A 12,775-nucleotide genomic window follows, 5' to 3' on the forward strand; every position below is an offset into this window, starting at 1 on the left:
GGCCTTCATTACGCGCAAAGATGTCTGATAAAACGGCTATGCCAAATAAATTATAGTGAGGTTGGAAGCGTGGGTAAGAAAAAGAGCGGAAGCAAAACAGCAAAGCGGATCGTAGCGGAAAACGCCATCAGGAAAATCGCCGAGCGTGACGGTGTTTCAACGGAATATGTAAGAAAGCAGATGCAAATTGCCATGCTGAATGGCTTATGCAGCACCGATCCGAAGGTCAAGGCGTTTTGGGACGCTGTCCCATGCGAAAAAGATATACCCACGCCTGAAGAACTGATTCTATATATTTCCGAGATGGTAAGACGCAAGAAAATAATCTGATTTGACCTGCTCGTATGCCTGACAATCCACCCAGCTTTTTTCCTCTGCCTTATGAGAGCGACTATATAAGAGAAAAGAGCAGTTACCATATCACATAGGACTTAAGTGGCAAATAGGGCCTGATTTCTCAAGCGGTTACAACTGGCCGCCGATCCGGATTATCCGCTGACCGTTGACATGCTCCTGCAGACGGTGGGAAATGGAGAGCACTGTCCGGCCCTCGGCGGCGCGCTCCAGCGCATCCAGCACGCGCTGTTCCGTATCGCTGTCGAGATTTGCTGTGATCTCATCCAGCAGCAGAATCTCCGGCGAGGCCGCAATGGCCCGCGCGATAGAGAGAAGCTGGAACTGCCCCTGCGAAAAGGCAGCTTCCGAAGCGGGCGTATCGTATCCGTCCGGGAGGGCAAGGATACTTTCATGCAGTCCCACCAGTTTGGCCGCATTTTCAACCTGCTTTCGAGCAACGGCTGGGTCAAACAGCGAAATCTGCTCCGCAACCGTGCCCTCTACCAGATGGAAGGACTGCTCCACATAGCCGATTAGACGACGCTTTTTTTCGTCCGGAATGCCGGAAGCCCCCGATCCTTTAATAAGCACCCGCCCTTCAAGCGGCCGGTACAGCCCCAGCAGCAGACGGAAGACGGTGCTCTTGCCCGCGCCTGTCCTGCCGACAAACGTAACCGCTTCTCCTTTGCTTACTGTGAAGCTCAGATTTTGCAGCACATCGCTGTCCTCGCCATACCCGAAACGAACATGGTCGAAGCGGACGATGGGGACCGCGTCTGAGCTTTTTCCTGCGTTGGAATCGTCCGGCATCTCCCGCTCCGGCTCGGCCAGAAACTCGTCGATCCGTTTCACTCCGGCCACGGCGGACTGGATGTTCTGAATTTCCATGCCGAGGCTTTCGAGCGGTGCAAACACCTGGCCTACATAGGCAATCACAGCTACCGCCGTGCCCACGCTGATGCCGAAGAACTCTCGGATTCCCCCTCCCATAGAGGCGCAAACCATCATTACGGCAATGACGCAGGAGCTGACAAAAATGACGATAGGCGAATAGATGGAATCATAGAGATTGGATTTGTCCGTTGCGCGGTAGCTCTCGCCGATGTAATCGTCGTAGCGCTGTTCCATGTACTTTTCCCGAAGCAGCACATGGATCATACGGATATTGCGAATTGTCTCGGGCACATGATTGTTCACCTTGCTCACAGCTACACGGTTTTCAAGCTGTGCTTTCAGCATCCGCTTCTGGAACAGGCGCGTCATGGCAAAGAGCAATGGCGTAACCAGCAGCATCAGAAAGCCAAGCCCCATGCTCTTATAAAAAATCACGATCAGAATGCTGACCACCTTACACCCGTCGGCAAACATACTGACAATCCCGTCCGTAAAGAGAGAGTCCACCGTGTCCACGTCGTTCACGAAGCGGGAGGCAATTTTACCGGCTTCGTGGGAGGTGAAATAGGCCGCAGGCAAACGGCGGAGTTTGGCGCAGAGCGCGCTGCGCAGGCCGTGGGTGACTTTCTGACCGAATACGGTGATCATCACGTTCTGCCCGGATTCCAGCAAGCCGGACAGGGCGATCAGTCCCAGATAGGAAAACGCCAGACTCAGAGCAACTCCACGACCTGCCGTAAGGTTGTTGACCACCCGCTCAAGGACAAGCGGCGGGAACAGGGCCGTTACCACGGCCAGCACGATGACGAGTACGGTCAAAATACTCGTCATCGTGCTGGCGGCAATGACCCGACGCAGCACCGTACCGAGGCATTTTTCATGCTTCATGTCCGCCACCCCCATTCACCTGTTCCGAATAAAGCTTTGCATAATCGGAATTCTCCCGCAGGAGTTTCTCATGGGTGGAGAAAACGCCCCTGCCGCAGCGCAAAAACAGCACCCGGTCAAATGTGGGGAATTGATACAGTCGGTGGGAGAACAGAATCACAATTTTATCCTCCGCCAAAGTCCTCAGATTTTTCAGTATGGTTAGCTCCGTGCCTCGATCCACAGCGGAGAATGGATCGTCCAATACAAGAATGCTCCGGGCATTGTACAGCGTCCGAGCCAGCGCCGCGCGGGCCTGCTGCCCACCGGACAGACGCACGCCGCCGCTGCCCACCGGCGTGTCGGCACCCTGCGGCATCTGCCGCACCTCTTCATCCAAGCACACCGTCCGCAAAAACGGTTCAATTTCTCCCGGCTCTCCCAACTGGATATTCTCCGCCAGCGTGTCGCTGATCAGTTCCGGCTCGTGCCCCATATAGGAGATCAGACGGCTGCGCTCGCAGGGACTCAGATCCCTGAGCTCCCGCCCGGCCACGCGGATGCTGCCGCAGTAAGGGGCTTCACCGATAAATGCCTTTCCCAGCGTGGATTTTCCGCAGGCCACAGGCCCCGTTACTCCAATGATCTGTCCCGGGCGGGCAGAAAAGGAAATGTCCCTCAGTACGGTTTCTCCATCCGGCCAGCCCACGGATACGCCGGAAAGCGTCAACGCTGCGGACTTTGCGGTATCCGGCTGGGATACGGCGTCCGGCCCTATGTACGCTTTCATCAGCGGCTTGATGCGTGCCCAGGACACCTGGGCCTTCTGGACGGCATTGAAAAGCTTGGCCGCATGAGAGGATTTGAGAGCCATTTTTGTGAAGCAGGAGAGAAAGGTGGTGAAAGCGGCGATGTCCCAGCTTTTCCACCCCGTGCCCAGCACGTTCCGCGCGCCCAGATACAAAATCAGCACAGCGCCGCACATGGATATGATGTTGTAGAGCGGCTGCATTGTGTTTTCCCAGAGATTGGCCGCAACAGCGCGTTTTTCGTAATCGCCCAACCGCGCCTCGTAAGCGGCGTCCCGGTTCTGCTCACAGCCGTAGACCCTATAGGTCACGGCGTTGGAGACGCGATCCATCGTGGCCCCGTTTAAGCGGCCGGCACTTTTCTTGTAGGAGGCGCTGCTTTGAGCAACCCGTCCCTTCAGGTACCCGGCGATGAGGTAGGCGAAGGGCGTAAACGCGCAAGAGAGCAGTGCCAGACGCCAATCGTAAGAAAACAGCATGACAGTATACGCCACAAGTACCACGCCGGTGTCAAAGACCTCGGTTGTGAATTTTCGCATTCCCTCCACGCATGCGTCCACGTCTGCCACAGCTTTCGTCATGACAGAACCAAGTTCTTCTTTTTCCAGTTCCTCCCGGCTCATGTGAACAAGACTGTTGTAAAGCATATGGCGCATATTGCGGCTCGTGTCGTTGGCGAACCGGCGCACACCGAAGCGTTTGACCGCCCGCATGGCTTGCACGAACAGGATCACGGAGACATACAACGCCGCCAGTGATACCATGGCGGACACAGTCCTGTAACCCTTCATGATATCAAAGAGGCACTGCGCAAGCTGTCCCTCGAAATATGGCCCTGCCACCATTCCCACGTTATAGAGAATGCCAGAGACCGTAACAAGTGCAAGCGGCCTTGCTTCTAATCGGAAGTAGGACCAGACGCGGTCCGGCTGCGGGACCTTTTCAATCCGCTGATGGCTCATTTTTGCCCGTCCCCTCCAAAAACCGCCGGGTCAGGTTTGGAAAGCCCGCCTTGCTCTCGGCCTTGGAACGGGCGTAGAGCATATTCAGAATACGGCAGAATTCCTCGTTGTCCTCCGGGGTGAGAGCTTCTTCCAGCCATTCGTAATACAGCGCCTCCACGGAGGCTTTGGAGCTTTTCAGGCTGTCCGCCTTTTCCGTCGCGTATAGAAGCTGACTGCGCCCATCCTCCGGGTTGGGCTTGCGGATGAGATATCCCTTCGTCTCCAGGCTCGCCGCGCGGCGCGCGGCCGCACCCTTGTCCAGTGTGAGAAGCTCCCGCAGCGCCGCCTGAGTGATGCCGGGGTTTTTCCGCACCGCATGGATAAAATCATATTCCGCCGTGCCGACGCCGTCTGTTTTCAGCATTCGCACGGTAAATTTACTTACCTCGCGCGCAATTTTTGTTATTTGCCGCCTTGTACTGTCCATCCTTCACACTTCCCGCCTAATAATAGATGTAGTATCAACTAAATATATGATACTACATCTATTATTTCATGTCAATGAATTACTACAATAAAGATAGAGTCGCGAAACGCCCAGAAATGAGATAGAGGCGAAAGAAATTAAAAAATAAGGTTAGCGGCGAGAATATAGTCATTTATGCCAAGTATATGTACGAAGGCGGAAACAAGATCGACATTATGAGCTATGCAGAAGCAAAATGAGGAGTTGGTCATTGCCGCTCCCTCTCTTGCACTTCAAGATTCTTCCATACAGCTGTCATTATCAATATGAATCTGCTTTGCGTAGCTAAGTTGACCATCCAGCCAAGACAAATAAATCCGCTTTGGCCTGCTCGTATGCCTGGCGATCTGCCCAGCTTTTCTTCTCCGCCTTATTCAGCGCCTCCCAAGCGGAGCGGAACTGCTCCTGATGGGTATAGTTCTCCTCATAAAACTGCCGCAGCATCTCGCGCGGCTTCACCATGGCTCCGCCGTCCAGGCAATACTGGCGGCGGAGCTCTTTTTGCTTTTTATCCTTGGAGGTGAGATTGGCGACGATATCAAAGGTATTTGGTGTGCCGAGCCTCATCGGGACGCTGCTGACAAGCATCTATTATGTTATGATTTTATATCTCAACGACAATCAGATCACGCAAAGGGAGATAACCGCTGTGATGATCGAACGGATGATGGCTTGTATTCGAACACTTCCATTGGAAGAGCGGAGTTTGATTCGTGAACTGTTTTTCCATAACAAAGGCGAACGCCAGTTGTCGGCGGAAACAGGGATTCCGCCGATGACGTTTCACTACCGGAAAAGCAAAATCCTGAAGAAATTATGCAAGCTCTTGGAAAAGTAATAACGCCGGAGAGATAGCCGGGGTATGGCAATTGCCTCGGTTGTCCTTTTTGCACCAACTTGGTGCAAGTTTTCGCCCAGCGAAAGAAAAACAATAAGGAAATGCACCAACATGGCTCACTTTAAAACTCAAAGTATACCATGATGTCATAACTTTTTGCTTAGCCAAACGTATACCATCATGGCTAACATTTCCGTTGCCTATTGTCATCACCAGCCTATAAAAATTTCTACCATGGACATTTTTAACAATTATCTACCCAACTGTTTGTACGCCTATCTGAAATTTCTTGGTTTTCACAAAAAAACCGCTCAACACTTAATCCCGACGGGTAAAAGAGTAGAGAGACTTTCTCCAGTTTAAGAGCGATGAGTTCAAATCAAAACAAAATTAGTGAGCCAGATGGTTATAAAATGTGCGGTTCCGCTGCCTACACAGTGGAGAGCCTTTAAGACATGCCTGCTGGCAAAACGGTTTTGCTGTCGCTATCCGTACAAGCAGATTAGGAAGGATGTGTATTTTCAATGAAGCGTAGAAATTTCTTTATGGTGGACAACGATGTGTTCCGGTACAAGCTGCCGCCCATCGCTTTTTATGTCTATTGCTACCTGCTCCGCTGTAACAGCCGGGAACGGGGGTGCTATCCCAGCAAGCGTACCATTGCGGAAGCCTGCGGCATCGCGGTCAGTTCGGCGAGCAAAGCGTTGAAGTTGCTCGAAGCTCGCGGACTAATCAGAGTACAGCATAATTTTAATGGCGGCAGGCAGATCAACAATACTTATGTGTTCCAGGCAGCCAGTTGCCTGGCGGACAGTCCCTCGGGTCATGGTGGACCATCCCCTGTCTGACAGACGGATAGGAAACAATAAGAAGAATGCTAACTGCCCAGTATAACAAGCTTTAACATCAGAAAGAAAAAAAGAGAATCCTCCGTTGTTGCTGCCTGTGTGCGGCTGTGTTGCGTTATTCATACAAGGGCGGCATTTGCTTCTCGTCGAGAGAGGAAACGCCTCGCGTTGGGGCAGATGAAAGCCCAAAATTCTCTCAGGTGTCTTTATTGCACGAGAAAACGAGCGCTTTTATTTTCTCTGATGATACTGAAGGTGAACCATGGGGTTGAAAATGATGCTGGTTAAAGGAGCGGGGTCGTAAGCGCCCCTCGCTCCGGCTTACATCGCCCCGCAATGCGGGTCGAAGGGCTTTTCTCAGCGGGGTCGGAAAATGCCCCTTGGGGTTGGCTTCGGGGTTGCAGAACCGACGGACGCCGAAATTTCCGCATGAATTCGGAAAATCCTGTGGGGTTGCGAGCGGGGTCAGGGCCCGTTTGCGGCGAAATCACGGCAGATGAGACATATATTGGAAGTTTGCCATGACGAGACGATAAGGAGGAAGAAGCCAATGGATAAAAATCAATTTTTAGAAGCGCTGGATAGGGTCGACGGCGTGATTTTACCTGTGGAAAAAACCGCGCATACCGTAGAAATCAATAAAGTGAATTTCTGCGTAATCAGCCACTTCTGCGGCTGGGAAACCATCGTCCCGAAACTGGGCGAGCTGATGATCGAAGATCTGGAACAGACGGACGAACCCGAGAATAAAAATACGGATTTGACCTGATATTTCAATAGCTTTGGGGCCGCGAGTGTGGTATGTTGGACATACAGACAGGTTGCTGTTGCGAACAGGCGGCCCCGACACATGGGGCAATATTGAGTCCGGGAAAGGAGCGTTATGCAGGCAACAGTCAACGCCGGCGTTTATTGCCGGCTTTCCGTAGATGACCCCGATACAGACGAAAGCGAAAGCATCCAAACCCAGAAAGCAATGCTGACGGACTACTGCCATCAGCACGGATTTCATATCGTGGATTACTTTATTGACGACGGAGTGAGCGGAACTTCATTCGACCGCCCGGATTTCCGGCGAATGCTGGATGCCATCGAATCCGGAACCATCAATACCGTGATCTGCAAGGATCTGAGCCGTTTCGGCCGAAACTATTATGAGTCCGGAATGTACCTGGATAATTACTTTATCCGTAAAAACATCCGGTTCATCGCGCCTGGCAACTCGGTGGACAGCGCCAACGGAGCTTACAATCTGAGCGTTCCAATTTTGAACATGATGAACGACTTCTACGCCCGTGATATTTCCACCAAAACCAGGGACGCGAAAAAAGCCCGCGCCAAACAGGGGATGTACCTTGCCGCCAAAGCTCCTTACGGGTACGTCAAAGATCCCGCCGACCGGCATCACCTGATTGTAGACGAGGATGCGGCGGCGATCGTCCAGCGCATTTTTGACATGGCGGCCCACGGGGCGGGCTATAACAAGATTGCCCGAACGCTCCACGTCGAGGGCATCCCTAATCCGCTGACCTACTTCAACCAGAAAAACCCGGACTATTATCACAGCGACTACTGGAAACAGGGTACGCAGTGGCATGTGACGTCCATCCAGTCCATCCTGAACAATCCCGTCTATCTGGGCTGCGTCGCCCACAACCGGGTGGGCAGCAAGGTCATGAACGGGAAAACGGAGAAAAAAGCCAGGGAGGATTGGATTGTGGTGGAACATACGCATGAGCCGCTGGTCAGCGCGGAGCAATGGGAAATTGTTCATAAACAGATGGAATCCAGACGCAGAGCGCAAAAGGATGGAGAGCCGCAGATGTTCGCGGGACTCCTCCACTGCTCAGACTGTGGCAGCGCCCTTTCCTTCTCGGCCGTTCATCGCAAGACAAAGCCGGACGGCGGACAGTACAAATGCTGGTATTACATGCGCCACGGCAAGGAATACTGTTCCAGCCACTACATCACCCTGGATCAGCTCAGTACCGTTGTTCTGGACGATATCCGCAGGCAGGCCCGGTATGCGTATTTTTACCATGGGCAGTATCTGAAAACGCTCAAGGAGGCCAAAGCCGAGCAGAGCGTCAAGCAGCTTCAGAGCCGGAAAAAAGAGGCTGAGAAATGTAAAAAGCGCCTTGCGGCGCTGGACGGCATCCTCAAGAAGCTGCTGGAACAGAACGCGGCGGGAGCCATCACAAACGAGCGCTTCGCCGCCCTGTCAGCCGATTACGAGCAGGAACACAAAGCACTGGAGGAAACGGTCGCGGACTATGAAAAAGCCGCACAGAGCGCCCGTGAAGGCGAGGAACAGGCGGAGCAGTTCGTGAAACTGATTCAAGAATACACAAATCTGACTGCACTGGACGCCCGGATTCTTAATAAGCTGATCGACAAAATCGTCGTTCATCAGCGGGAGAAGGACGCAGAGGGCAATATCACCCAACTGGTGGAAATTTATTATAAATTTGTAGGAATGACCGTACTTAATTTTAAGGAACAATAATCTGTGGTTTTATTAACATACCAAGGTAGAGAGTTCGAATCTCTTCAGGTCCACCAAAAAGTCAGGAATCATCCGATTTCCTGGCTTTTTTTATTGAAAAAATCTGTACGGAAATAAAAAGATGAAGGATGGTGTGGAAATGAACATGTTTGATCTGACGGGGCAGGTAGCCGTCGTTACCGGGGCATCCAGCGGACTGGGGGCCGATGCAGCCAGGGCCTATGCGGCTCAGGGCGCACAGGTGGCTCTTTTGGCCAGGAGAAAGGAAAAGCTGGAATCCGTCGTGGCAGAAATTGAGGCAGCCGGCGGCACGGCGATTGCCGTGCCATGTGATGTTTCCAACGAGGAAAATGTTAAAAATGCAGTGAAAACGGTACTGGATCATTTCGGCAAGATCGATATTCTGCTGAACGATGCCGGAATTGCCGTGGGCGGATCGGTGGAAGACCTTCCGGCCGAGCAGTGGGATCGTGTGATGAGCATCAACGCAAAGGGTCCCTATCTGATGAGTAAATATGTGATACCCGGCATGAAGGAAAGAAAATATGGCAAAGTCGTCAATGTCGCCTCTGTGAATGCAATCCTGGGGGACAAGCCGGCTCCACTGGTCCGACATTCCTATAATGCATCAAAGGGCTCCGTGATGGGACTGACGATTGGCATGGCAGCATCCCTGATGCAGTACGGCATTACGGTAAACGCAGTGTGCCCGGGACTGTTTGAATCGGAGATGACAGAGAATACCCTGTTCAAAGCGAAAGACTTTATGAAAATGTATAATTCCCTTTGCCCTGCTTCCAGGCCGGGACGAAAAGGGGAACTGTCCGGGACGATTCTGTTCCTGTCTTCAGAGGCATCCAGCTATGTTACCGGGCAGGCCATTGTCGTGGACGGAGGCTTTTCGATTACATGATGGGCGGTTGCTGCTGAGGCTTGCAGCTTATTGAATGGTTCAATTGTTGCAGGCATGCTGACAGTACTGCTGCAAGTTGCAGTGTAAGAATCAAAAATGGGCAGGAAACAGATGATTTTATCTGTCGCCTGCCCATTTGAGGTGTTGGTTTCTTTCTGAATTTGTTTATTCGGTGCGCAGTGCAACCACCGGATCCTTCTTCGCAGCGCTACGGGAGGGGATCAGGCCGGAGAACAGCGTCAGCACCACACTGATGGCGATGAGAATCAGAGCCGCCTGCCATGGCAGGAATGCATTGAGCTCCATGATGCCGGTTACCTTGTGCAAAATCATATTGATGGGGATACAAAGCGCATAGGTCACCAGGATTCCCAGAACTCCTGAGGAAAATCCGATGATCATGGTTTCCGCATTGAACAGGCTGGACACGTTCCGCTTCGATGCGCCAATGGCACGGAGGATGCCGATTTCCTTGGTCCGTTCCTGAACGGAAATCAGTGTAATGACGCCGATCATGATAGAGGAAACAATCAGGGAAATGGCAACGAAAGCAATCAGGACATACGAAATGGTATTGATGATGGTGTTTATGGAAGACATCATCAAGCCGACAATATCCGTATAAGTGATCTGCTTCATCTCATCCACGGATTTATTGTATGCCTTGATTGCGTCCGCGATGGTATCCTTCGCTTCAAAGGTGGAGGCATACAGGTTGATGGAGGACGGGGTGTCCAGGTTCACGTATCCGAGATTCTTCAGATTATCGTCCAGTGTGGAATCCGAGAATTCTGCAGGCAGAAACTTATCATAATAGGCAGCGGTCTGAGCCGGTGTATAGGAAGGCAGTGCAGCATCCAGAGCGGCGGCAAGCTGCTCCGGTGTCATGGCTGCCAGCTTCTGCTCCGCCCCTTTGGCATATTGCCCGGAAATCTGTTTTTCCATAGCTTCCCTGAAATATTTGTTCAGCGTTTCATCGTCCAGGGAGTGGATGTAATCCTGTGCTTTTTCCTGGTTCATGCCTGCTTGTTGAGAATACGCATCCGTCATGGTCTTTTCCAGGTCTTCCCGTGTTTTGCCCTGCATGTATTTCTCCATCTGCGACTGCAGATATTCATCCGTCGGGGTACTCATGATATTGGTATAGAGCTTTGCTTTTTCCGCTATGGGCAAAGATCCGGCGTATTCCCGGAACCTGGCATCCTTCTCCCCGCTTGTGAGCTCCGTATCCTCGGCCTTGAAAGGAAGACCGGTGAATATATCTTTTGCTTTGTCTGACAGCTGGGTTTTTACGGCGTCCGTGGCATTGGAGTGCTCAATGACATATTTCGTCAGCTTATCCGTATAACCAATGGACCCTGTCAGCATGGAAGCCAGAGCATCCTTATCCGGACGGATAATACCGCAGACTTTCAGATCGATACCGTTGTCATACAGATAGTTCATACCGGTATCGGTGTCCGAAAGGTCCTTGTACAGGCCGGTTGCATCATCATAACCATACCGGTCGGCGTTCAGTACCACCCTGAAATCCATATCGCAGATTTCCCTGTATGTCCATTTTTTGCTCTCGGATTTCACTTTTTCTCCGTTCATGGCAGCTTTCATAATCTTCGTCATGTTTTCGGTGGATTCCAGGCCAAGGGCATACAGTGTCAGGTCGTCCAATTCGTTATTCTTGTCCAGGACAAGCACAATTTCGTTATAGTGCTTCGGCCAGGAACCGTAGACCAGATCATACTGGCTTTCCAAAAGACCGCTGGTCAGTTTGCCGTTTTCACCGGGAAGCATTTCCTCCCACATGTTCAGTCTGTTGCCGGGCATGGCACCCATCTGAGCCATGGGAATGTTATCCCTGTTCTCTGTCATGGAAGACATATCGATGTTCATGTTTTCTTCCACCAGATTATTCAGCAGCTCGGTCGGATCGGAACGGAGAATGGTGCCGTCCGATTCTTTCGTATACGTCAGGAAATCCATATCGTATGTGTACTTGATTCCGCTGACCGCATCATGAAGGCCGGATGTACCTGCTGCATCGCTTTTTTCCTTTTCCAGCCAGGATCGAAAGGACTTCAGGTCATTTTCCCTTGTCTCCATGTCGCTGAGGGAATTGACCAGATCATATGTGATGGGATTTGGATAGACCGCATCCAGTTTATGATTGGGCTTTTTGTCTTTTGCCTTGATGACCGTATCCATCAGGGATCCCAAATCCGCCACAGAGGATTCAATGGTCAGCGGATAGGAGGATAGAGTGTTCTCCTGTACATAATCAATGTAAGCAGTAAATCCCTGGGATAAGGCCAGGATCAATGCGATGCCGATAATGCCGATACTGCCGGCAAATGAAGTCAGGATCGTCCGGCCCTTTTTTGTCATCAGATTTTTCAGGGATAGGGAAAAAGAAGTCCCCAGGGACATGGAAGTTTTCTTTTTTCTCTTCTTTGCTGTTTTTTCGTTCTTTTTTTGGTCTTTTGCCTGTGCAAAATGATATTCGTCATCCGTAAACGGGACATTGTCGTCGGTGATCTGACCGTCCAGCATCCGGATGATACGAGAGGCATACCGGTCAGCAAGGCTTGCATTGTGCGTAACCATGATAACCAGCCGGTCCTCCGATATATCCTTCAATACATCCATCACCTGGACACTGGTGGTGGTATCGAGAGCGCCGGTGGGCTCATCTGCAAGGATAATATCCGGGTTGTTGACCAGGGCGCGGGCAATGGCCACACGCTGCATCTGTCCTCCGGACAGCTCATTGGGCCTTTTGTTCAATTGATCGCCCAGGCCGACATCATTGAGAACCTTTGTGGCGCGGTCCCTTCGCTCTTCCCTGGACACCCCGGACAGCGTCAGTGCCAGTTCCACATTCTGCAGGACCGTTTGATGCGGGATCAGATTATAGTTCTGGAATACAAAACCGATGGATTCATTTCGATAGGAGTCCCACTCCCGGTCGGTAAAGTCCCGGGTGGATTTTCCGTTGATGATCAGATCGCCCTCGGTATATTGATCGAGGCCACCAATAATATTCAGCATGGTTGTTTTTCCGCAGCCGGATGGTCCGAGAATACAAACAAATTCATTTTCGCGGAATTTTGACGAGATTCCTTTCAGCGCATGTACTGCGTCGTCTCCGGCCGGGTAATCTTTTTTGATGTTCTTGAGTTCCAACATAAGGTAGATTTCGCTCCTTTTGTTTTTTTTGCATCGGAAAAGTCGCTGCCTTCTCTACATCTCCCCTATGTATGAACGCAGCGTATCACAATATTAGCAGGATACGCTTTA

The 12,775-nt window shown here is 51.5% G+C and carries 11 protein-coding genes; 6 read left to right on the forward strand and 5 right to left on the reverse strand.

Annotated features, from left to right (window positions below):
- Positions 1-69: 69 nt before the first annotated feature.
- The gene (locus tag QBE55_07990) at positions 70-330 is read left to right on the forward strand and encodes a hypothetical protein (GenBank protein WZL77514.1); all 261 of its coding nucleotides are present in this window, start codon (positions 70-72) and stop codon (positions 328-330) included.
- 135 nt (positions 331-465) lie between these two features.
- On the opposite strand, the gene QBE55_07995 is transcribed toward QBE55_07990, so the two are convergent.
- The 4 genes from QBE55_07995 to QBE55_08010 all read right to left on the reverse strand — a co-directional run bounded on the left by QBE55_07995 (position 466) and on the right by QBE55_08010 (position 4,943).
- A complete protein-coding gene (locus tag QBE55_07995) occupies positions 466-2,118 on the reverse strand; it encodes an ABC transporter ATP-binding protein (protein WZL77515.1) in 1,653 nt (550 codons plus the stop codon).
- Positions 2,108-3,868, reverse strand: coding sequence for an ABC transporter ATP-binding protein (locus QBE55_08000; protein WZL77516.1), 1,761 nt, complete (start codon positions 3,866-3,868; stop codon positions 2,108-2,110). Before QBE55_08000 ends, QBE55_07995 begins: the two co-directional genes overlap by 11 nt.
- Positions 3,849-4,337: a MarR family transcriptional regulator gene (locus tag QBE55_08005; GenBank protein WZL77517.1), complete on the reverse strand. Its 489-nt coding sequence runs from the start codon at positions 4,335-4,337 to the stop codon at positions 3,849-3,851. The genes QBE55_08000 and QBE55_08005 overlap by 20 nt, the downstream gene beginning before the upstream one ends.
- Positions 4,338-4,661: 324 nt before the next feature.
- On the reverse strand, positions 4,662-4,943 hold the full coding sequence (locus QBE55_08010) for a hypothetical protein (GenBank protein WZL77518.1): 282 nt from the start codon (positions 4,941-4,943) through the stop codon (positions 4,662-4,664).
- On the opposite strand from QBE55_08010, the gene QBE55_08015 reads away from it, so the two are divergent.
- The 5 genes from QBE55_08015 (at position 4,903) to QBE55_08035 (ending at position 9,481) form a co-directional block, all read left to right on the forward strand.
- A complete protein-coding gene (locus QBE55_08015; GenBank protein ID WZL77519.1) occupies positions 4,903-5,214 on the forward strand; it encodes a hypothetical protein in 312 nt (103 codons plus the stop codon). The two genes, QBE55_08010 and QBE55_08015, sit on opposite strands and share 41 nt — an antisense overlap.
- A gap of 524 nt (positions 5,215-5,738) precedes the next feature.
- Entirely contained in the window at positions 5,739-6,062 is a 324-nt protein-coding gene (locus QBE55_08020; protein WZL77520.1) for a helix-turn-helix domain-containing protein, read from the forward strand.
- A 550-nt stretch (positions 6,063-6,612) separates the two neighbouring features.
- Complete coding sequence (locus QBE55_08025; protein ID WZL77521.1) at positions 6,613-6,831, forward strand: hypothetical protein; 219 nt, start codon at positions 6,613-6,615, stop codon at positions 6,829-6,831.
- A 114-nt stretch (positions 6,832-6,945) separates the two neighbouring features.
- Positions 6,946-8,568 (forward strand): recombinase family protein, encoded by a 1,623-nt coding sequence (locus QBE55_08030; protein ID WZL77522.1) that lies wholly within the window; start codon positions 6,946-6,948, stop codon positions 8,566-8,568.
- Between the two features lie 145 nt (positions 8,569-8,713).
- Positions 8,714-9,481, forward strand: coding sequence for a glucose 1-dehydrogenase (locus QBE55_08035; protein WZL79897.1), 768 nt, complete (start codon positions 8,714-8,716; stop codon positions 9,479-9,481).
- 165 nt (positions 9,482-9,646) lie between these two features.
- Here the strand turns inward: QBE55_08035 and QBE55_08040 are convergent, their stop codons facing one another.
- Entirely contained in the window at positions 9,647-12,664 is a 3,018-nt protein-coding gene (locus QBE55_08040; GenBank protein ID WZL77523.1) for an ABC transporter ATP-binding protein/permease, read from the reverse strand.
- Between the last annotated feature and the right edge of the window lie 111 nt (positions 12,665-12,775).

This window comes from Eubacteriales bacterium mix99 (assembly GCA_038396605.1).
In the GTDB taxonomy this organism is placed as follows: domain Bacteria; phylum Bacillota; class Clostridia; order Caldicoprobacterales; family DTU083; genus UBA4874.

Coding starts and splice junctions, on each gene's coding strand:
- QBE55_08010 (WZL77518.1), bottom strand. CDS start 4,943: ATGAGGCTCGGCACACCAAATACCTTTGATATCGTCGCCAATCTCACC.
- QBE55_07995 (WZL77515.1), bottom strand. CDS start 2,118: ATGAAGCATGAAAAATGCCTCGGTACGGTGCTGCGTCGGGTCATTGCC.
- QBE55_08020 (WZL77520.1), top strand. CDS start 5,739: ATGAAGCGTAGAAATTTCTTTATGGTGGACAACGATGTGTTCCGGTAC.
- QBE55_08025 (WZL77521.1), top strand. CDS start 6,613: ATGGATAAAAATCAATTTTTAGAAGCGCTGGATAGGGTCGACGGCGTG.
- QBE55_08000 (WZL77516.1), bottom strand. CDS start 3,868: ATGAGCCATCAGCGGATTGAAAAGGTCCCGCAGCCGGACCGCGTCTGG.
- QBE55_08040 (WZL77523.1), bottom strand. CDS start 12,664: ATGTTGGAACTCAAGAACATCAAAAAAGATTACCCGGCCGGAGACGAC.
- QBE55_08030 (WZL77522.1), top strand. CDS start 6,946: ATGCAGGCAACAGTCAACGCCGGCGTTTATTGCCGGCTTTCCGTAGAT.
- QBE55_08005 (WZL77517.1), bottom strand. CDS start 4,337: ATGGACAGTACAAGGCGGCAAATAACAAAAATTGCGCGCGAGGTAAGT.
- QBE55_08035 (WZL79897.1), top strand. CDS start 8,714: ATGTTTGATCTGACGGGGCAGGTAGCCGTCGTTACCGGGGCATCCAGC.